Here is a 21332-nt window from a genome sequence, read left to right on the forward strand (position 1 = left end):
ATGAGATCTTTTCTTATAAATACATTCTTTTTTATTCTTTTTGGTCTATTTACCTATGTAATAGGCTTATTATTATTAGGTGATATATTAATGAGAAGAACAAATGCAAATGTTATGTATGAGCCAGAGAGTGGCTTTAACGAGTTTAGATTTTCTGAAGCTAAAAAACTTAAGGATTTAGATGTGTTATTTATTGGATCCTCTCATTCTTATAGAAGTTTTGATCCAAGAATTCTAAATGAATACGATCTTAAAACTTTTAATATAGGTACTAGTTCGCAGACTCATGTTCAAACCAACTACTTATTAAAAGAATATTTAAATCAGTTAACACCAAAACTTATTGTATATGAGGTATACCCCAATACTTTTATGAGTGATGGAGTCGAGTCCACTTTGAATTTATTATCTTCGCGCGATAATATAGATTTATCACTCGTAAAAATGTCGTTGGCTACGTATAATTTAGCAGTTTATAATTCTTTTATCAATATCATTTCATATAAAATATTAGGTAGAAAACCAAATAGGAAATATCCGAAAGAAGAAAAATATGTTGATGGAGGGTATGTAGAAACTTTAGGGACGAATAATTTTGACTATGTTAAAGATAAAATATGGTCGCCTAAAAAAGGGCAATTATCTGCTTTCGAGAGTAATCTGAGCCTAATTAAATCACATAATATTCCAGTTATATTGGTAGAAGCTCCTTATACATATAACTTCACTAATCGTACAGATATCGATAGGTATTTTAAGGAAAAGGGAGAGTTCTATAATTTTAATGAAAAATCAGTATTTAATAATAAATACTATTTTAAAGATTATCATCATCTAAACAAACGTGGAGCTTCACTATTAACAAATATGATAGCACCGTTATTGAAAACTAAAATTCCTGATACTAATAACTAATTTGTTTTTAATATAATATCAATAATAAAAAAGAGTTTCTATTTTATTCTTTATCGTTTATCAATCCTTGTTTTGGATAACTAAAAACAAATTACTATTACATTATGTATTTAATTAAGATTTCTATTAAACAACAAAAATTTCATTTTCCAGAATTGGAGAATGAGATAATATACAATTATAATAATTTCGAGATACAGATTTGCTATGATAATTTTTTAAATAGTGTTAGTGAAAATGATAATGATTTAACGTTTACAGAGACTCCTACTGGAAATGTGATTCAAAACGATGATAATTCAGCTTTAGATTATGTAAGCATGTTTTTTGATAAGACATCTGGCAGATTAAATGTTGAAAAGAAAATACTATCGGGACGAAAGGTCTATTACTATCATACAGAAGATGAAATTCTTATTTCGAGTCATATTAAATTATTAAAGAAAGCAGGTGTTCAACTCTTTGAGAATACAGCTATTTTATCAGAATTTTTTGTTCATAGGTTTGTTACAGCTCCTAACACTTTATATAAGGATATTTTTCAATTAAAACCAAGTGAAAAAATTAGTGTACAGCTGGACGGTAATGCGATAGTTCTTCTTAAAAATAAGGATTATGCACCCTTCAGCAAAAGTAGTAACAAAGATCTCGTTTATTCTAACGCTGAAAATTATCAGGATAAAATTAAAAATTTGTTAGAAAAAAGTTTAACAAATTTAAGACCTGTAAAAGATAGGGTGACGAGTATGTTAAGTGGAGGTTTAGATTCTTCCATACTTTATAAGATATTATATCACAAGTTTAATATTTCTACATCTTTTTCTACATGCTATCCTTTTGACAATAAAGAAGTTGGAGAGGCGCAATATGCTAAGACAGCAGCAGAATATTTTAAGGCAGATCACCAACATAAAGAATTTACCAATAATGATTATGTAAAAGGTGTAATTGAATCTATATATCTAGCAGAAGAGCCCTTGTTTCATTTACAAACGGTAATGTTCAATTTATTGTTTAAAAACATGCCAAACAATAAAATTGTTATTTCTGGTCAAGGAGCTGATGGATTTTTTGGTTCACCAAGCCATAATAGTCTTAATAATTCTCAAAAGTTAAAGTATAAATTATTATCTATTCCACCGTTTCCTAAGCTTATTTGGAAATTTGGTGACCACAGTTTGTCTAAGGAATTAAATATTGCTAAGCGCTATAGAGATACTAAACACCTTCCTTTTGCAAATAAGGATCATTTTATTTGGTCTATAGGGAATCAAGGTGATAAAAAATGGGTAGCAAAATATTTTAATGTAACAGAAGAACAGATTAATTCTAATAGACTCAAAATTATAGATAATGTATCAGATAAATCTTTGTATGAAATTATGACAAGTTTAGATTTTATTGGAGATAAATCTGCGACAGAGGGTATATGGTCCAAAATTGCTGAAGCACATAAAAATATTATATATTACCCCTTCAATAATGAAAATCTTATAAAATATAATATGTCTCTTCCTTGGGATCTTAAACTAAAAAAAATGAAAGGTCTATTGCATTATGTTGCCAGACAAAATGATGTGCCAGAGTTTATAATTAATAGAAAAAAGAAAGGTTTCTTTATTTCACCGACAGATTGGATTGGACAAGGTGTAATGAACCCATTAATACCCTTAGCAGCAAAGGTTGTAGATATTAAGATCCTAAAAGAATTACAAAAAAATTCTAAAGGTTTTTTATTTTGGAACTTTTTGAATTATGCTATTTGGAAGAGATTATTTATTGACAATGAATCTGTTGAAAGTCTTCTAAACGAATTAGAGTTGAAGTAATTATAGATCAATTTAGTTATTTTTGAAAAAATTAAAGATTAATAAGAAATGAATATTAAAAAGGCTAGTATAACCGGAGGTCAAATTCCAAAAGGCCAAGTTAAAGTAAGTGGTGCAAAGAATTCAGCAACAAAATTATTAGCTGCATCTTTAATTTGCGATAAGGAGGTTATTTTAAATAATTTTCCAACGGAGTTGGTGGATGCTAATTTCAAATTTGAATATATACAAGATATTGGAGGAATCTTAAATATAGATAGGGATAATGATCAGGTTAAAATTGATTCATCAAAATTATCTAGTGAAAATTTAGATCATTATAATTATGCATTTAGAACTACATATTTGTTAGTTCCAGGTTTGATCAAAAAAGATGGAAAAGCTAAAATACCCTATCCAGGTGGTTGTAAGATAGGACAACGAGGTTATGACTTGCACATGATGGTTTGGGAGAAACTAGGCGCTAAAGTTGAAGAGTTTGAAGATCATATTGAAGTTATTTCAGAGGGTTTTATAGGTACTGATATAAATTTCCCTATCTCTACCATTGGCGGAACAGAATCTGCACTTATTTGTGGAGCTATTGCTAAAGGTTTAACTACAATGAGAAATGCGTATATATCACCAGAGGTAGAAGATCTAATAAATTTTTTAAGGGCTTCAGGGGTTAATATCAAGGTAGTGGGTAATAGTTTTATTCAGATTGAAGGACAAAGCTATATTCCAGGTTCTATATACTCTATAATGCCAGATAGAATTGAAGCTCTAACTTGGATGGTTTATGGAATCCTTTCTAAAGGAGATATTACTATTTTAGACGTTCCATTTTCAACAATGGACATTCCGCTATTGCACTTAAAGGAAGCAGGTATTGATTTTTATCGAAATAGTAAGAATATTAGAATTTCTGATGATTGCTTAGTTAATGGAATAATTCAACCTTTTGAATTAGCAACAGGTACACATCCTGGTATTATTTCTGATATGCAACCATTCTATACTTTACTAGGTCTTCATGCAGATGGTTTTAGTAGAATATTTGATTATAGATATCCGGAGAGAATTAAATATTGTGAAGAGCTTTCTAAGTTTTATAATGATAGATTAACATTTGAAAGCGGGAAGATTACTACACGAGGGGATAGTGATATCGTTCCAACTTCTGCAGAGGTTACTTCCACCGATTTAAGAGGCAGTATGGCTTTGGTTATTGCAGCTTTGTTAAGTGATGGAGTATCTGTAATTAATAATGTGGATATGGCGCTTAGAGGTTATAATAATCTTCAGAAAAAGCTATCAGAATTAGGTGTGCAAATTGAAATTACAGATCAAAAATGATATTAAAAGAAAATCAGGATTTAACTCTTTATAACAATTATAGAATTGAAGCTTTCTGTAAAAGAGCTTTTCTCCCGCAAAACGAGGATGATTTTATAGAATTATATACCGTTCATAGGGATAGTAAGAAAATTATTTTAGGAGGTGGATATAATGTAATTCTCTCCAAAAAATATTATGAGGAAGATTTTTTGCTAATTGGGGAAACATTTGCACAATATAAGGTTACAGGTAATGTAATTGAAGCTGAAGCTGGAATCGAAATGAAAAAAATGAGTGAATTAGCATTAGCTCATAACCTTTCAGGTTTGGAAGTATTTTATGACATTCCGAGTTCACTTGGTGGTGCAATCGTAATGAATGCTGGGGCAAGTGGTTCTGAAATCAAAGATCATTTTTTAAGGGCTAGATATTTAGATCTAGATGATTTAAAAGTAAAGGAAATCACAAAAGATGAAGCCAATTTTGAATATAGAAATTCATTTTTCCAAAAAAACACTAATAAAATTGTGTTGAAAGTTTGGTTAGAATTAATTTCGGGAGATCCAGTATTAATTAGAGAGAAAATGGATGATATTAAGACTTCAAGATGGGCTAAGCAACCTAAAGACTATCCAAATGCCGGGAGTGTTTTTAAAAGGCCGGAAGGTCATTATGTTGGCACAATGATTGAGAAATTGGGTCTAAAAGGTTTTTCAGTAGGTGGCGCTCAGGTTTCTACAAAGCATGCAGGTTTCATTGTTAATTATAATAATGCTACTGGAGAAGATGTATTAAATCTTATTAAAGAGATTCAGGAAAAAGTTTATCAAGAATACAATATTAATTTGGAAGTAGAACAGCGTATTATATAGTGTAAATAATGACCGTATTTTATATAATTGCGAATTTAAAAAAGCGTAATACTGGGAAGGGTGGTAGTTTTCATAGTGCAGCCACTATTGCCAAGGCCATGTCTTTAAAACATGATGTATTTTTCTTCGTAATTGGGGATTTTGATTCTGAAGCTGTAACTCAAATTTTAGGTTCTAATCATATTTTTTTAAATACCTCCGGATTTTTCGGAACATTTAAATCTTTGTATCATTATTTAAAGTATTTATTTAGATTAAAGCCTGCTATAGTTCATGTTTTTGGTAATAACGTACTTTTTCTAACATATTTATCTCAGGTAATCGCAAAAAGTAAAACTGTTTTTACCAAATGTGGAAAAGGAAATTCAGGATTTAAATCAAATCATTTTCATAATGTTATTGCAATCTCTAATGAGAATTTTGAATTTTTAGAACAGCATAGAGACAATTTTGACTACCCAATTATGAACTTGGGATATTTTCCCAATCGAATCTTACCTTTTGAACAAGATGAGGCCTTATGTAATTCTCTGAAGGACCTAATTGATTATAAGAGGGATGATTTTATTATATTAAGAATTGGACGACTTAATTCTTATTATAAAGATGGTATTATAGCTACTATAAATTTTTTTCGAAATAGTTATTCCCACAATAGTCATGTAAAATTATTATTAATAGGTCACAGAGATCAAAGTTTAGATTTAACTGATTATGAAGGCTTAAAAAACATTTTCATTATAGATTCTCCAAAGTTTACTAATAATCCAAAATCTTTATTGTCAATTGCTGATATTAAAGTAACTAATGGAAGAACAACAATGGAGGCTTGTTACACTGGTGGTAATATTGCAGTACCAACCAAGAAACATGGTCTGGTAAGATTATCTAAAGATAATTGGAAAGCGATGTTACATTATAATTATTCAGAACGAGTAGAGTTATCAGAAAATTTATTGGTATCTGAAGTGTATGATGAAAATTTCCCAAGGGAAATATTTCATGAAAATTTCAATGTAAATTCAATTTCAGACGGAATAACTACTTTTTATGAAAATTGTTATTATGAAAAGTTGAACATTAAAAATTGGATAATTTGGGGACGAATTTTCTTTAATAAATTTTAAATTTTGAAAAAACTAATAGAAAAATATTTTGAAAGTCTGGTTTATTTTTACAGAGCTTTGAAATACAAAGTCTTCATAATTTTATTATTAAGTGTTTTAATTGGTTTTCTGGATGGACTAGGACTAACAATGTTCTTACCATTGTTAACTATGGTTAGTGATACTGGCGGTACACAAAGCGCGAGTTCAGAAAATTTAAATTTTTTACTAAGGTTTATAACAGATTTAAATATTGATCTTACTCTAGTAAGAATACTTTTACTCATGGCTTGTTTTTTTATTGCTAAGAGTATAGTAGTTTACTTATATGAAGTGTATAAGGTTAATGTACAACAGCAATTTATAACCAAAATTAGGTTTACCAATCTTAGAAGATTAAATAATTTGGCATTTAAATACTTTATAAGTTCGGACCCTGGAAGAATCCAGAATACTATGACAGGGGAAGTAGATCGTGTTGCACGGGCATTTTTGACCTATTTTACTGCTTTTCAAGCGGGAATAATGGTGGTTGTATATATGTATTTTGCTTTTACAATTGATACTAAATTTGCGTTATTAGTTTCTGCTGGAGGTATTTTAACAAATTTTGTTTATAAAAAGATTTATAAAAACACCAAAGGTGCATCGAGGAAACTAACTGGTGAGAATAATGTTTTTCAAAGTTTGGTAATACAACATGTTTCAAATTTTAAATATTTAAAAGCTACAGGTAGTATATCTAAATATTCTAATAAGTTGAAAAGTTCAATTGATAAGATTGAGACGAGCAATGTGAGGATTGGTAAATTAGGGGCATTTTTAACTGCATCTAGGGAGCCTATTGTAGTGTTAGTGGTTGTAACAGTTATTTATATTCAAACTTCTCTTTTAGGTTCATCTCTAGGGCCAATCTTAATTAGTTTATTATTCTTTTACAGAGCTTTGAATTTTTTAATGCAAATGCAAAATCAATGGAATAAATTCTTGGCCGTTTCTGGATCTATGGAGAATATGTCTCGTTTTAGTGAAGAATTAAAACTTAATAAAGAGGAGAAAGGCTCGATAGTAATTAGGGACGAGATTTCTAAAATAAAATTAAATAAGGTTATTTTTAAGTATGGTCCTAACACTATAATAAATGGGGTTAGCTTAGATATTCCAAGACATAAGACTATTGCTTTTGTTGGAGAAAGTGGTAGTGGGAAAACAACTTTGGTAAATTTAATAGCCGGACTATTACCAATAGATCAGGGTGAAATAATAATCAATAAAAATTTTATATCGGAACTGAATCTTACTTCATATCAGTCTAGAATTGGGTATATAACTCAAGACCCAGTAATTTTTAACGACACAATATTTAATAATATTACTTTTTGGGATGAAAAGTCTGAGGTTAATATTCTTAAATTTACTAATGCTATTAAAAAGGCAGCTATTTATGAATTTGTTCAGGAACAAGAAGAAAGAGAAAACACTTTATTAGGCAGTTTTGGTAGTAATCTAAGCGGAGGACAAAAACAGCGTATTTCTATTGCCAGAGAGCTGTATAAGGATGTTGAAATTCTTATTCTAGATGAAGCTACTAGCGCTTTGGACTCTGAAACTGAGAAAGAGATACAAAAAAATATGGATAATTTACAAGGGGACTATACCATTTTAATAGTGGCTCATCGTATTTCTACGATTAAAAATGCCGATAAAATTGTAATAATGAATAAAGGAAGAATTGAAGAACAAGGTAGTTTTCAAGAACTATACGATAGCTCAATTTATTTTAAGAAACTTGTATCACTTCAAGAACTTTCCTAAAAATTCCACATATTTTTCAATTAATAATTACAAAATATGCCTAAAATTTCTATAACTATACCTACACATAATCGCGCAAATTTAATTAGTCGTGCTATCAGGAGCATTAAAAATCAGAGCTTTGAAGATTGGGAACTAATTATTGTAGATGATGGATCTACAGATAATACTGAAGAAGTTATATCCCCTTTTTTAAAGGATGAACGAATTAAGTATGTAAATAAAATAAATTCTGGAGCTGCTCATTCAAGAAATGTTGGTGTTCAGCACTCTACTGGAGAATTTGTAACTTTTCTTGACAGCGATGATGAGGCCGATAAAGATTGGTTGCAAGAGTACATTAAGGTTATTGATTTGAATGACGCCAGTGTAGTGTGTTGTGGTTTGGAAATCCTTGATGAATCGGGTAAATTAGTAGAAATAAAACTACCAGGTAAGCTAGAGGACTTGTTTGAGAATCATGAAGGGCAATTTACAAACGGGGGAAGTTACTTATTGAAAAAACAAATTTTCACAGCAATAGGTGGTTTTGACAATGAACTTCGTTCAGGACAACATACCGAATTATCAATTCGTTTAATTCCATATCTCGACCTAAATAACATTAAGATTTTTAATATCAAAGAATCGCATTTAAAAATACATATTCATTTAGGTGATAGAATTAGATATAATAATAAAGCTAAATACTTGGGATGTAAAAGAACTCTTACTAAGCATTATAATTTTTTTAAGTTAAGGCCAACTATTAAAAGCAACTATGAAGGTATTGTTGCTTTTAATGCCTACAAGATTGGTTTGAAAAAAGAAGCGAATCATTATGCATGGGAATCCTTAAAATCAAAACCATCTCTTAAAAAGATTTTAAGGATATTTAAATACAATTTATTCAAATCTTAAGAAAACTATTATTTAAAGTTTCAACTAGATGCTATAATTTCTAAAATAGCTTATGAATGACAAAAATAAATATTTTGCAGGTTTTATAATGACTTATAATAGATCTGAGCAAATTGAAAATACCATTAATTCAATTTTTGATCAAACATTATCCCCTTTAAAGTTACTTGTGGTGGATAATAGTGATAATTCCAATACGGAGGAATTAATATCTAATTTGGATAATCCGAAGATAATCTATCTACGTGTTGGACATAATTCTGGTCCTGCAGGTGCAGCAAAAATAGGATTGGAATATTTAGTTCAGCATGGATTTGATTGGGTGTATTGGGGTGATGATGATGACCCTCCAATATTTCTGGATGAATTTCAGGAGCTATTATGTTTAGCAGACAATTCTGATAATAATATAGCTGCTATTGGTTCTGTAGGTTCTAAATTTAATTATAAAACTGGATTAAGAGAGAGATTTAAAGATTCGGAATGTGATGGAGTTTTAGATTGCGATTCAATAGGAGGTAATCATAATCTTATTATCAATGCGAAGGTTATTCGCAATACCGGTATTTATCCTAATCCGGAGTTATTTTTTGGTTTTGAAGAATTTGAGTTTTTACAACGTTTGAAATTAAAGGGATTTCGAATTGTTGTTAAAGGGAATTCACTTTTAAAGCATCGGGTTCATAGTAATCGGCTAAATATTAATTCGACTAGATCTTTAGTACCGAAAAAAAGTATATCTAATTTAAAAAGAGATTACTATTCTTATAGGAATTTAATCTATATGTTAAATAACACTTTCGATAAAAAGAAATTAGCCAAAAAAATTGCGCTAAGGGCTTTAATTAAAATTCCATTTGGTTATCTAAAAGGTTGGAAATACGGTACTGAAAATTCAAAATTTATGCTAAATGCGGTAATGGATGCTTATCGAAGAAAATTAGGTAAAACTTACTAATAATGAAATCTAAATCATATAAATTTCTCAATTTCATCTCTAATTTATTTTTACCAGAATCTTGTAATTTAAGAGTTCTAGCGTATCATGATATAATTGATTCTAATAAATTTGAAGCTCAAATAAAGTTTTTGGTTAAATCAAAATATAATATTATTAGTGTAAATGATTTGCATGCATACCTTTATGATGGAAAAATTCTAACTAAAAATTCATTATTAATAACATTTGATGATGGTGATGTCTCTGTACTGGATCATGGTTTGCCAATATTGCGAAAATACGATCTGCCATCTGTAATGTTTGTTATTACTGGACTTATAAATTCTGCGAACACTTTTTGGTGTAGGTGGGTGGAAATAGCATTACAAAACCAAGGGAAATCATATGCAGAATCTAGAGTGGTTGTTAATAGCCTAAAAAAAATGTCGAATTCTGAAAGAGTAGCTTATTTAGAAAAACTGGATCCTGTTGCTTCTAGACAGCTAACTATAGATGATATGTTAAAGATGCAAAATGGAAAAATGTTCATTGGAAACCATACACATACTCATCCAATGGTTAATAAATGTACTAATCAGGAATTGAATAATGATCTAAAATTGTCTCTGGCAAGTTTTGAAGAATGGCAACTTCCAGGGGGTAAAATATTTGCATATCCCAATGGTAATTGGGATAAAGAATCTGAAGAGATTCTAAAAAATAACGGTATAGATATGGCCTTTCTATTTGATCATAAATTAAATAAAAAAGATATTAATCCTATGAGGATTTCTAGAATACGAGTGAATTCAGATACAGAATTGAATGAGTTTAAAGTTAAAATCTCTGGTTTGCACTCTAAATTAATGACCTTGAAAAATAGAATTGTATGATCTCATTTAGAGAAATTGAATACTCTACGGATGTTCCAGAGATCATTGATCTAATCCATCTAGGCCTTAGTGATAAAAACACTGAGGCTTCATTTTTATGGAAGCACTATGAGAATCCTTTTGGAAAATCATTAGGACTAGTGGCTTGTGATAAAAAAAAGATAGTAGGAGTTAGGATGTTCATGTTTTGGGAATTTATGAAGGAAGGAATGATAGTTAAAGCGATTCGTCCCGTAGATACTATAATTCATCCAGATTATAGAGGTAAAGGTTTATTTAAAGATCTAACCATGACAGGATTGGCTAAATTCAAAGATAGTTATGATTTGGTTTTCAATACTCCTAATAATAATAGTTTACCTGGTTATATTAAGATGGGATGGAAATATTACGAAGAAAATTTAAATTTTAAGTTTGGAATTATTTTTCCTTCCATGAGTGGTGAAATAACTGTAAAGAATGTTAGAAATGGTGATGTGGATATTAGTGAACTAAGTATAAATAACAAAGGGTTTAAAACTAACCTTTCTAAAGAATATTTAGATTGGCGTTATAGAGATAATGATTACCAGATAGTATTAATAAATGCTTATGGTGCATCCGCTCTAGTAATATTTAGATTGGAAACCCTTAAAGGAATAAAAACATTAATTTTGATTGACTACATTGGAGATCAAAACCTTATGAAAGCTTCTCTAAGTAAACTGGCAAAAATTAATAAGGTATTTTTGCTTTATTATTTAGATAATGAGAAATTACATTTAAGATTCTCTAAACGAAGAGGGAATTCTGTTGTAGTGTACCGGGATGATAATTTAAAAATAATGGAAGATTTACAGTTTTCTTCAGGTGATCTGGAAGGTCGCTTATAAATAGATTTATAAAATTTATGAAAATAATAATTTTAATTAATTCTCTGGGAGCTGGTGGGGCGGAAAGGTCAATGGTAGAATTTGCGAAATTTCTTCAATTAAAGGATGAGGTAAATTTACAAATTGTTTGTTTGAAGCATAAAAAGATAGGGCTGGAAGATGAGGTTAATAATTTTGGAATACACACTGTGTATTATGAAGGTAGTAATAATTTAAGGTCAAAGATAAAATTTGTTTCACAAATTGTAAAGGATGAAAATCCGGATATTATTCATTCTGTCTTAGCAGAATCTAATCTGATATTGAGATTATCCAGATTTTTTGTTAGCAAAGGTAAAGTAATTCAAAGTCTTGTTAATACTCCCTATTCTTTGGAAAGAAAAAAAGATAGTGAACTCTCTTGGCAGAAATTTCAGCTTGCTAAAAAAGTTGATGAGTGGACAGCAAGATTAACCTCAGATATTTTCTACCATGCCATAACTAAAGAGGTTTATCATCATTATTTACCTTTATTTAAAATAAATGATAATTATAGGATTATCTATAGAGGGAGGAAAGAAAATACAAATGTAAAATCTTCTTCTAAAAATAATGATTTTCATTTACTAAACACTGGGAGGCAAGAATTCGCTAAAGGTCAGATTGATATTTTATATGCTATAAATTTTTTAAAAGAAGAATATGATATTACTAATATCAAGTTGCAGATTTTAGGAAGAGAGGGGCAATACACAAAAAAAATACTTAACTACATTTCTACTAATAATTTGAGTGATCAGGTTAAGATACATGGTTTTGTAAATGATGTAGAAAAGAGATTGGTAGATGCTGATGCTTTTATTTTCCCTTCTTATTATGAAGGCTTAGGAGGAGCTTTATTAGAGGCTTTCTCTGCAAAACTTCCTTGTGTCTGTTCTAACATACCAGTTTTGAAAGAGGTTGTTGGATCAGATCAAGGTGCTTTATTCTCTCAACCAGGAGATTATAAAGCACTTGCCATGAATATTCTAAAGCTTTATAATGATGAAAAACTTAGAGAAAAATTGGGAAAGTACTCTTATAAAAGATTCCAGGAAAACTTTGATTTGAATACTATCAATGCGGAAATGTTCCAAATGTACAATGATATTTTAAAAACGGAAGTCTAAGATGAAAATTCTTCAGTTAGTTACCAAACGCCAATATCGTGGTGCAGAGGTTTTTGCAGCAAATCTTAGTTCAGAATTAATAGGTTTAGGTCATGAAATAATTTTCGCTGGTTTATATAAAAATGATGATAACATTTTAAATGTAGATAAAGCAGATAATTATGATCTGGTAAGTGATAAAAGTGGAAGTTTTTCTATAATCCTAGTTAGGAAATTAGTACAGCTTATTAAAAAAACGAAACCAGAAATTATTCAGTGTAATGGTTCCGATACTTTAAAATATATGGTTGCAGCGTCTTACTTTATTCCGAAAACTCCAATAGTTTATCGTAATATAAGTATGATAAGCGAATGGGTATCTGATGGGATTAAAAAACATTTATATAAGCAGATCTTTAAAAAGATTGATCATGTAACTTCAGTTGGTGAAGAAGCAATTAATGATTTTATAAAAACTTTTGATTATCCTAAAGAAAAAACAACGGTTATAAGAAGAGGAATTCCTATAAAGGATGTAGATGCGATTTCTGAAGCAAAAAAAATAAGAAATAGGCTTGGTTTAGCTGATACAGATAGTATTGCAATACATATTGGTAATTTTAGTTCAGAAAAAAATCATGTATTTCTCTTGGATATTTTCGAAGAATTAAAGCAATTACAACCAAATTTAAAATTGGTTTGTGTTGGAAATGGAGTGCTATACAATTTTATTAAAGATGAAATAGTTAAAAGAAATTTGGAAGAAACGGTATTTCTTTTAGGTTTTAGAAAAGATATTCCTGAACTTTTAGCATCTTCAGATTGTTTTGTTCTTGCAAGTAAAGTAGAAGGTGTTCCGGGAGTGATTCTGGAAGCGGGAAGTCAACATGTTCCTTCTATAGCTACCAATGTTGGAGGAGTTTGTGAGGTTCTTGAGAATGGAAAAACCGGATTCATAATAGACGATTTTAATCAGGATGAATTTAAAAATACCTTACTCAAAATAATTAATAACCAGGATTTAAAAACTGAACTGGGGGCTAATGCGTATAATTTAGTAGTTCAAGAGTTTAATCCATTAAAAAATGCTCATAAATTCGAAGATTTATATGGTGGATTAATTCACGATAATTAATTGGGGCGCAGAATTGAATAGATGAGAATATTACAGATCATTCAAAAAAAACAATATAGGGGAGCAGAGATCTTTGCAAGCCAACTTTCTAATCATTTAATTGAATTAGGGCATATTGTAGAAATGGTTAGTATATATGATGGTGATGCATTATTGCCATTCCAGCAGAAAATAAGTAATCTCTCATCTGAAAAATCAAATAGATATTTTGATATTGCTGGTTGGAGAAAATTGAATCAAACAATTTTAGATTTTAGGCCAGATGTAGTACAAGCGAATGCTGCAGATACTTTGAAGTATGCAGTATTTTCCAAAATGATATTTAGATGGAAACAACCTATCTTCTACAGAAATGCTAGTACTTCTAGTTATTATATCAAATCTACTTTTTCAAAATTAATTAATTCCCTTTTACTCAAGAAGGTCTATGAAATTATATCTGTATCTAATGCATCGAAGAAGGATTTAAATAATCTCTTTCCATTTACAAAGTTAAAGACGATAGTGATACCCATAGGCATTGAGTCTAATAGTGAAAAACCTATAGAATTGGGAGCTAAAAGATATAATATTATTCACGTGGGCTCTTTTACTCGTGAAAAAAATCATTCAGGACTATTATTAATTTTTAAAAAGATAATAGAGAGATGTCCTAATACACATTTGCATTTGTTTGGTGAAGGTCCATTACGTAAAGGAATTGAAAATAAATCTATTGAGATGGATTTATATCAACACATAACTTTTTATGAGGGTGTTCATAATCCTTTGCCATATATTTCTGGAGCTAGTGTACTGATGTTACCTAGTAATATTGAAGGATTGCCAGCAGTTCTTTTAGAAGCAATGTACTGTAAAACTCCGGTAATTGCTTATAATGTTGGCGGTATTTCCGAAATTATATCGACAGATACGGGTAGTTTAGTGAAGAAAGATGACATCGAAGATTTTGCTAATGAGTTCTTAAAGCTAATTAATAATCAAAATGATATTAGATTAACTAATGCGTTTAACTTGGTAAATTCTAAATATATGAATTCAAAAATTGCAAAAGAATTTACTGATGTATATAAGGCCTATTTTCAATAACAATGTGAAAGCAAAACTTTTTATCTAATCTGTTCTATATTTTCTATTAATTTATTTAATTCTGTTTAATAGCTTGTCTTCTTTTTGAAATGACTTAAATTTGTCGCCTTACTTTAAATACATGCAAAAAATAAAGGTTTTACATATAATAAAATCATTGGGCAGAGGTGGAGCAGAAATGTTATTACCGGAAACCCTGAAAATTCATGATATCTCAAAATTTGAATTTCATTACATTTATTTTCTTCCTTGGAAAGATCAAATGGTTTCAAGTATCGAAGAAGCTGGGGGTAAAGTAACTTGTTTCTCGGCTAAGAATAATATACAGCTGTTAAAACAATTTAAGAGTGTAGTTGACTATTGTACGAGAAATAATATTGATGTAATTCACTGCCATCTCCCATGGGCTGGTTTTTTAGGTAGGCTTGTTTATAAGAAAACTAAAATACCCACTGTTTATACAGAGCATAATATGCAGGAGCGATATCATATAATTACTAAAAAGATAAATCAATTTACGTTTAATTCGCAAAGCTTAGGCTTAGGGGTTTCAGAAGATGTAACTAATTCAATTAAGAAGAATATTAATCCAAATATTCCCGTAAGAACACTTTTAAATGGCGCAAATACAGAATCATTTAGGAGAGATAGTGCTATAGGTATTGATGCAAAGACTGAATTAGGAATTCCGAAAGATGCAATAGTAATTGGTAATGTAGCTGTTTTTAGATTTCAAAAAAGAATTGTAGAGTGGCTTCAAGTACTTAAAACAATCACCCTAAGAAATTCTAATGTTTATGGAATAATAGTTGGTGCAGGTCCATTGGAAGAAGAAATAATGGCTGAGTTAATTCGATTGGATCTACAGAACAAAGTAAAATTTACTGGATTGAAAACCAATGTGAAACCTTATTTTTCCGCAATGGATATCTTTATGATGAGTAGTTCTTTCGAGGGATTGCCAATTGCACTTTTAGAGGCTATGAGCATGGAATGCGCAATAGTTTCAACTAATGCAGGAGGGATAAAAGAAGTGATAGTTCATGAGCAGAATGGATTAACCTGTGACGTTTCTGAATGGGAGAAATTAGCTGATCTTTGTTTAAGATTAATAAATAATCCAAATGAGCTTGAAGCTTTCAAAAAAGCGGCAAGAGAAAGAGTGCTTCAAGAATTTAGTTTAAATAAAATGATTAAATCTTTAGAAGCATTATATGAAGAATTGTTAGTTACAAAAAAGTAACAACTATTTTTAGTTAGCAAAAATAAATTCTTGATCTATGATTATTAGGGAAGGTACATCTTCTGATACTAAAGAGATAATCTCTGTTTTAAAAGCGAGTTTAGGAGAATCTAAACTTCCTAAAACAGAGGAGATATGGCAGTTTAAACACTTTGATAATCCATTTGGTAAATCCCTAATTCTTTTAGCTGAAGAAGATGATAAAATAGTTGGTGTTCGAGCGTTTATGCGCTGGCAATGGCAAATGGGTAATAAGGTGTTTTCGGCTTATAGAGCTGTAGATACCGCAACACATCCTAATTATCAAGGCAAAGGTATCTTTAAAAATTTAACCCTTCGAGCATTAGAAATTGCTAAAGAAAATGGAGATCATTTTATTTTTAATACACCAAATTCTCAAAGTTTACCTGGCTATATTAAAATGGACTGGAAAAAAGTCAATAAGCTTAAGGTTCATTTAGCTCCGGTAAATCCAATAAATTTTATAAGATCTAAAAAAGATCATCAATATGTTATTCAAAAAAACAGAAATGAAAGTTCATTTGATGAATTAGTGAGAAATTTTAATGCTATTAATGCGTCAAGACCAGAATTATTTAGTGTGAAATCTTCGGAATACTTAGCGTGGAGGTATGAAAATAATCCTTTGCAGAAATATGATGTTAGATCGGATGATGATTTTTATTTAGCAACTTATATTAAAAAGCATAAAAAATTTAACGAACTAAGAATTGTAGAACAAATATATATAGATAAAAAGGGTTTAAAAAAATTGAACGATGAAATTAAGCTTCTAACTAAAAATTTGAATGTTCATGTTATAACAAATTCTAAAAAGCTCCCTAACATTTTACAGCTTTCTGGTAATCTTGGCCCCATTCTTACGTTGAGAAATCTAAATTTTGATATAGATATGAATGATGAGCTATTAGATCTTAAAAATTGGAATTATACTATTGGTGATTTAGAATTATTTTAATATGTTAGGAGCCATTTTTCTTATTATTTTTTTGCATTTGATAAATCAAGGGATTTTTAATTATTTTGAGAATAAGCATGCATTTTTTTCGAAAAAATTAATGAATATTCTTTTTGTTTATCACATATTTTTTTGGTTAGTATATTATTTGTATGCTTTGTTCAATAATTCAGATTCAAAACTATATTTTGATCGACCCCAAAATCCAATTATGGGATGGATGGATTTTTTTGGAACCAGTACCACATTTATAGACTTTCTTTCGTGGCCAATAATTAATATTTTGAATTTTAATTATGAGATGATGATGGTGTTCTATGCATGGTTAGGATACCTTGGGTTTTTATATGCTTATTTATTTTTTCGTGAAAATATTCCTTTAAAAATAAAGGTTTTCAAAAAATTCGATTTACTAACATTAATTTTATTTTTTCCAAATATGCATTTTTGGACTTCATCTTTAGGAAAAGGTGCGCCAATTTTCTTGGGATTGATGATGTTTGCATATGCCATAAAAAATCCAAAAGGTAGATTAATTACCTTAATTATAGGATCACTAATTATTTATTTTATAAGACCTCATGTTTTCTTATTTGTGGCAGTAGGAACAGTATTGGGTTATATGACAGGGAAAGAGAAGATTTCATTGGGTAAAAAATTGCTCATTTACGTTATTATGATAGGAGGCTTAATTCTTGTTCAGGACCAAATATTAGGAATAGCTGGTTTAGATGGCTCAGAGGATTTAGTCTCAGATTTTGAAAATTTTTCTGACGATAGATCTGCTTCATTAGGTAATTCAGGTTCGGGAGTGGATATGTCTTCTTATCCTTTGCCTTTAAAATTATTTACATTTTGGTTCAGGCCGCTTTTCTTTGACGCGCCAGGATTATTGGGATTAATTACATCTGTAGAGAATTTGATCTACTTATTGCTTTTTATAAAAATTTTGAAAAAAGATTTTATAAGTTTTATTAAAAGCTCTACTGTTGTAGTCAAAATGAGCTTGGTGGTTTTCTTTTTATCTTCCTTTGCAATGACTTTTATAATGTCGAATCTAGGTATCATAATGAGACAAAAATCCATGGTAATGTATTTCTTATTCTTTGTTATATATTATTATTTAGCACAGAAAAAATATGATAAAATTATAAAAATTAAAAAGTTACGAGAATTTCAAAGTGTTACTCAATGAACTGAAATTGTTACTTAAACTGTTTATAAGAATATTTAATGTTAAGTTTTTATGCGATCCTTTTGATTGTGTTTTATATGTGATGTTATGATAAAAGAAGGTGGTTATTTAGTAGTATCGTTAGATTTTGAACTGCTTTGGGGAGTTTTTGACAAGGTTGATTATAAAGAAAAGGAAACTTATTTTTCCAATACAAAACGAGTAGTACCTCAATTATTAGAACTGTTTAAAAAGTATGAAGTTCACGTTACTTGGGCAACTGTAGGGATGTTATTCAATGAGAATTGGACAGAATGGCAAAAAAATCTTCCATCTACTCTACCTGAGTATACAAATTCTAATATTTCAGCATATAATTATGCTAATACAGTTCGTAACGAAGAAGTAGAAGAAATGTGCTTTGCCAAGGATTTAATTTTACAGATATATAATGCTCCTTTTCAAGAAATTGCCACTCATACTTATTCTCACTATTACTGCTTGGAATCTGGACAAACTTTGGAGTCTTTTAAAGCAGATCTTAAAATGGCAATAACGATTGCAAAAGACATGGGGATATCACTAAAATCATTAGTCTTTCCTAGAAATCAATTTAATGAGAGTTATTTAAAAGTTTGTTATGATTTAGGTATTGAAAATGTACGATCTAATCCATCTAATTGGTACTGGACTAACGTCCAAGGAGATTCATTAAGAGATAAAATATTTCGAACAGGCGATGCTTATTTAGGATTGAATGATAAATCCTATAAAATTTCGGAAATAAAAAACAAAAAAAATCAACCAAACTCTCAAAAAGCAAGTAGATTATTACGGCCTTATTCTAGTTCTAGTTTGGTGAATTCTCTTAAATTGAAAAGAATAAAATCTGAAATGACTAAGGCTGCAAAGAATGGTGAAATTTATCATTTATGGTGGCATCCTCATAATTTCGGAAATAATCCTGAAGATAATATAAAGGATTTAAGGGAGATTTTAGATCATTATAGTTATTGCCATAGCAAGTATGGATTTAATTCTTTAAACATGATGGAAATAGGAAATAAATCACAGTCACAACCAGAGTTTTAATTATCCAAATCAATAAAAAATTACAATTGTGTATATTTAATTTATGAATTTAGATACACACTTAATTTCTATTATTATCCCAACGTTTAATCGCTCAAATACTTTAAGAAGAGCAATTGAAAGTGTGCTAAATCAATCCTTGTCATTTTGGGAATTAATTATAGTTGACGACGGTTCCACAGATAATACTAGAGAAGTTATTGAGAGCTATATTCGTAATCCAAAAGTCAGCTATTATTATCAGAAAAATAAAGGAGTTTCAACTGCCCGAAATTACGGAGCTTTACAAGCTAATGGCGACTTTTTGATATTTCTGGATTCTGATGATTATATCTTTCCTGATTTAATTTTTGAAATTCATAGTTTAAATCTTACAGAATATGATCTTGTTTGCTGGTACGTCCTGAAGACGTTGAATGGTAAGAAAAACATTTGGAAACCAACACGCTTAGACTCAATGTACAAAAACTTGAAAGTACATTTTTTAGCCGGAAGTATAGCATATAGAAAGAGTGTCTTTTTTGAAATTGGTGGGTATGATGAAGAAATGTTTTTTGGTGAAAATTATGAATTAGGCTTAAGATGGAGCAATTCAGAAGCTTTAAATATTTATTTAATAAATAAACCCTTATCTGGTTATATTGTGGAAACAAGTCTACGCACAAGTGACAATCCCCTTAATAAATTACTCTCATATTTTCATCTAATTAAAAAACACAAAATAGCTTATTCTTTTCATCCTAAACAACATTCGCAACTGCTTTATATGATCGGCTATAATCTTGAAAATATTAATAAAAATAAATTTGCTTATATGCTGTATTTTAAATCTTGGCAGACATATCCTTATAAAATTAAAGCATTATTAAAGATAATTTATTTGAAAATTTCAATATGAAAGTTCTATATATCATAGATACACTAAGCGGTTATGGTGCAGAGAAAAGTATTTTGCAGATAGCTCAAAATTTGAATTGTGCGACTCCTGTTTTTATTCAACTTTTCGAGGGTAATGGTATAGGAAACTTACATGATAAAAAATCTATTAAGATCTATTCGCTAAAACTAGAAAATGATGCATCTAATGGTTTAGAAAAAATAATAAATATTGTAAGATTAGAAAACCCACAGATTATACATTCTACGTTATTCAGAGCAGATCAATTTGCTCGAAAATTAAAAAGGCTTTTTCCTTCAATTATATTCGTAGGGAGTTTTGTTAGTAATTCTTATAACGCTAATAGATTTAAGCAATTATCATTTATTTCTAAATTAAAATTAAGATCAACTCAATTTAGAGATAGAATATCAGCAGTAAATGTTGATTATTTTATTAGTAACTCCGAAGCAATTAAGAAGAGTAATGTAAAAGCCTTAGGAATTCCTAGCAATAAGGTAACGGTTATATATAGGGGTAGGAGTTTTGAAGAGAAAAAAACTAGCGATCGATTAATTTCTAAAACAAGGAGAGAATTGAATATTGCCATTGACAAAACCGTTTTCCTTAATGTTGCAAGGCTGAGTATAGGTAAAGGCCAATTAGATTTAGTTAAGGCGTTTAAAAAATTTAGTGATAATAACTCTAATGTAATTTTACTATTAATTGGAGAAGGAGTTTTGTTGAAGGAGCTTCAAAATTGTATAGAAAGATTAGAGCTGAAGGATAAAGTATTTCTTTTAGGCTATCGCAACGATGTTCATTTACTGCTGCAATTAGCTAATTATTTCGTATTTCCTTCTTATTTTGAAGGCTTATCTGGTGCGCTGATTGAAGCTATAATGTCCAAAACACCATGTATAATCTCAGATATTCCTGAAAATATGGAATGCTTTCCAAAAAATGCGATGTTGAGCTTTCAGCCTGGAAATATTCAACAGATGGCTATGCGTATGGATAAGGCATTAAATATGGATAACTGGACTTCAATTACTACTAATGCTTATAATTTTGCTAAAAAGAATTTTGATATTAAAATAGTAAGCACTCAATATGATAATTTTTACAATAAAATAGCGGCAAATATTTCTTAG

At 29.6% G+C, this 21332-nt stretch carries 19 protein-coding genes; all 19 read left to right on the forward strand.

Going from position 1 to position 21332, the window contains the following annotated elements; translation table 11 throughout:
- The 19 genes from P163_RS04535 to P163_RS04625 all read left to right on the forward strand — a co-directional run bounded on the left by P163_RS04535 (position 1) and on the right by P163_RS04625 (position 21332).
- Positions 1–915 (forward strand): hypothetical protein, encoded by a 915-nt coding sequence (locus tag P163_RS04535; protein ID WP_051931123.1) that lies wholly within the window; start codon positions 1–3, stop codon positions 913–915.
- Positions 916–1019: 104 nt separating this feature from the next.
- On the forward strand, positions 1020–2744 hold the full coding sequence (locus tag P163_RS04540) for an asparagine synthetase B family protein (RefSeq protein WP_034888131.1): 1725 nt from the start codon (positions 1020–1022) through the stop codon (positions 2742–2744).
- 48 nt (positions 2745–2792) lie between these two features.
- Complete coding sequence (locus tag P163_RS04545) at positions 2793–4082, forward strand: UDP-N-acetylglucosamine 1-carboxyvinyltransferase (protein WP_034888133.1); 1290 nt, start codon at positions 2793–2795, stop codon at positions 4080–4082.
- A complete protein-coding gene (gene murB, locus P163_RS04550; protein ID WP_034888135.1) occupies positions 4079–4936 on the forward strand; it encodes a UDP-N-acetylmuramate dehydrogenase in 858 nt (285 codons plus the stop codon). Before P163_RS04545 ends, murB begins: the two co-directional genes overlap by 4 nt.
- Positions 4937–4944: 8 nt before the next feature.
- Entirely contained in the window at positions 4945–6063 is a 1119-nt protein-coding gene (locus P163_RS04555) for a hypothetical protein (protein WP_034888137.1), read from the forward strand.
- A 3-nt stretch (positions 6064–6066) separates the two neighbouring features.
- Positions 6067–7857: an ABC transporter ATP-binding protein gene (locus P163_RS04560; RefSeq protein ID WP_034888139.1), complete on the forward strand. Its 1791-nt coding sequence runs from the start codon at positions 6067–6069 to the stop codon at positions 7855–7857.
- A 36-nt stretch (positions 7858–7893) separates the two neighbouring features.
- Positions 7894–8757 (forward strand): glycosyltransferase family 2 protein, encoded by an 864-nt coding sequence (locus P163_RS04565; RefSeq protein ID WP_034888141.1) that lies wholly within the window; start codon positions 7894–7896, stop codon positions 8755–8757.
- A gap of 52 nt (positions 8758–8809) precedes the next feature.
- Positions 8810–9715, forward strand: a complete 906-nt coding sequence (locus P163_RS04570) for a glycosyltransferase (protein WP_034888142.1) — start codon at positions 8810–8812, stop codon at positions 9713–9715.
- Between the two features lie 2 nt (positions 9716–9717).
- On the forward strand, positions 9718–10590 hold the full coding sequence (locus P163_RS04575) for a polysaccharide deacetylase family protein (protein WP_034888143.1): 873 nt from the start codon (positions 9718–9720) through the stop codon (positions 10588–10590).
- The gene (locus P163_RS17755) at positions 10587–11462 is read left to right on the forward strand and encodes a GNAT family N-acetyltransferase (RefSeq protein ID WP_051931126.1); all 876 of its coding nucleotides are present in this window, start codon (positions 10587–10589) and stop codon (positions 11460–11462) included. The genes P163_RS04575 and P163_RS17755 overlap by 4 nt, the downstream gene beginning before the upstream one ends.
- A gap of 17 nt (positions 11463–11479) precedes the next feature.
- Positions 11480–12610 carry a glycosyltransferase family 4 protein gene (locus tag P163_RS04585; RefSeq protein ID WP_034888144.1) on the forward strand — a complete coding sequence of 377 codons (1131 nt, stop codon included), beginning with the start codon at positions 11480–11482 and terminating at the stop codon, positions 12608–12610.
- A gap of 1 nt (position 12611) precedes the next feature.
- Positions 12612–13724 (forward strand): glycosyltransferase family 4 protein, encoded by a 1113-nt coding sequence (locus tag P163_RS04590; RefSeq protein WP_034888145.1) that lies wholly within the window; start codon positions 12612–12614, stop codon positions 13722–13724.
- Positions 13725–13745: 21 nt separating this feature from the next.
- Entirely contained in the window at positions 13746–14813 is a 1068-nt protein-coding gene (locus tag P163_RS04595; RefSeq protein ID WP_034888147.1) for a glycosyltransferase, read from the forward strand.
- A 121-nt stretch (positions 14814–14934) separates the two neighbouring features.
- Entirely contained in the window at positions 14935–16056 is a 1122-nt protein-coding gene (locus P163_RS04600; RefSeq protein WP_034888148.1) for a glycosyltransferase, read from the forward strand.
- 37 nt (positions 16057–16093) lie between these two features.
- Positions 16094–17035 carry a GNAT family N-acetyltransferase gene (locus tag P163_RS17760; RefSeq protein ID WP_051931129.1) on the forward strand — a complete coding sequence of 314 codons (942 nt, stop codon included), beginning with the start codon at positions 16094–16096 and terminating at the stop codon, positions 17033–17035.
- Positions 17036–17318: 283 nt separating this feature from the next.
- Complete coding sequence (locus P163_RS04610) at positions 17319–18230, forward strand: hypothetical protein (protein WP_231556154.1); 912 nt, start codon at positions 17319–17321, stop codon at positions 18228–18230.
- 87 nt (positions 18231–18317) lie between these two features.
- On the forward strand, positions 18318–19301 hold the full coding sequence (locus P163_RS04615) for a polysaccharide deacetylase family protein (RefSeq protein ID WP_034888152.1): 984 nt from the start codon (positions 18318–18320) through the stop codon (positions 19299–19301).
- A gap of 43 nt (positions 19302–19344) precedes the next feature.
- Positions 19345–20199, forward strand: coding sequence for a glycosyltransferase family 2 protein (locus tag P163_RS17765; protein WP_051931131.1), 855 nt, complete (start codon positions 19345–19347; stop codon positions 20197–20199).
- Positions 20196–21332 (forward strand): glycosyltransferase, encoded by a 1137-nt coding sequence (locus tag P163_RS04625; RefSeq protein ID WP_034888153.1) that lies wholly within the window; start codon positions 20196–20198, stop codon positions 21330–21332. Before P163_RS17765 ends, P163_RS04625 begins: the two co-directional genes overlap by 4 nt.

Source organism: Gillisia sp. Hel_I_29, assembly GCF_000744275.1.
Classification (GTDB): Bacteria; Bacteroidota; Bacteroidia; order Flavobacteriales; family Flavobacteriaceae; genus Gillisia.

Bases quoted from the DNA above. Each gene is read 5' to 3' on its own strand.
- P163_RS04535 (WP_051931123.1), top strand. From the start codon at position 1: ATGAGATCTTTTCTTATAAATACATTCTTTTTTATTCTTTTTGGTCTA.
- P163_RS04540 (WP_034888131.1), top strand. From the start codon at position 1,020: ATGTATTTAATTAAGATTTCTATTAAACAACAAAAATTTCATTTTCCA.
- P163_RS04545 (WP_034888133.1), top strand. From the start codon at position 2,793: ATGAATATTAAAAAGGCTAGTATAACCGGAGGTCAAATTCCAAAAGGC.
- murB (WP_034888135.1), top strand. From the start codon at position 4,079: ATGATATTAAAAGAAAATCAGGATTTAACTCTTTATAACAATTATAGA.
- P163_RS04555 (WP_034888137.1), top strand. From the start codon at position 4,945: ATGACCGTATTTTATATAATTGCGAATTTAAAAAAGCGTAATACTGGG.
- P163_RS04565 (WP_034888141.1), top strand. From the start codon at position 7,894: ATGCCTAAAATTTCTATAACTATACCTACACATAATCGCGCAAATTTA.
- P163_RS04570 (WP_034888142.1), top strand. From the start codon at position 8,810: ATGAATGACAAAAATAAATATTTTGCAGGTTTTATAATGACTTATAAT.
- P163_RS04575 (WP_034888143.1), top strand. From the start codon at position 9,718: ATGAAATCTAAATCATATAAATTTCTCAATTTCATCTCTAATTTATTT.
- P163_RS17755 (WP_051931126.1), top strand. From the start codon at position 10,587: ATGATCTCATTTAGAGAAATTGAATACTCTACGGATGTTCCAGAGATC.
- P163_RS04585 (WP_034888144.1), top strand. From the start codon at position 11,480: ATGAAAATAATAATTTTAATTAATTCTCTGGGAGCTGGTGGGGCGGAA.
- P163_RS04590 (WP_034888145.1), top strand. From the start codon at position 12,612: ATGAAAATTCTTCAGTTAGTTACCAAACGCCAATATCGTGGTGCAGAG.
- P163_RS04595 (WP_034888147.1), top strand. From the start codon at position 13,746: ATGAGAATATTACAGATCATTCAAAAAAAACAATATAGGGGAGCAGAG.
- P163_RS04600 (WP_034888148.1), top strand. From the start codon at position 14,935: ATGCAAAAAATAAAGGTTTTACATATAATAAAATCATTGGGCAGAGGT.
- P163_RS17760 (WP_051931129.1), top strand. From the start codon at position 16,094: ATGATTATTAGGGAAGGTACATCTTCTGATACTAAAGAGATAATCTCT.
- P163_RS04615 (WP_034888152.1), top strand. From the start codon at position 18,318: ATGATAAAAGAAGGTGGTTATTTAGTAGTATCGTTAGATTTTGAACTG.
- P163_RS17765 (WP_051931131.1), top strand. From the start codon at position 19,345: ATGAATTTAGATACACACTTAATTTCTATTATTATCCCAACGTTTAAT.
- P163_RS04625 (WP_034888153.1), top strand. From the start codon at position 20,196: ATGAAAGTTCTATATATCATAGATACACTAAGCGGTTATGGTGCAGAG.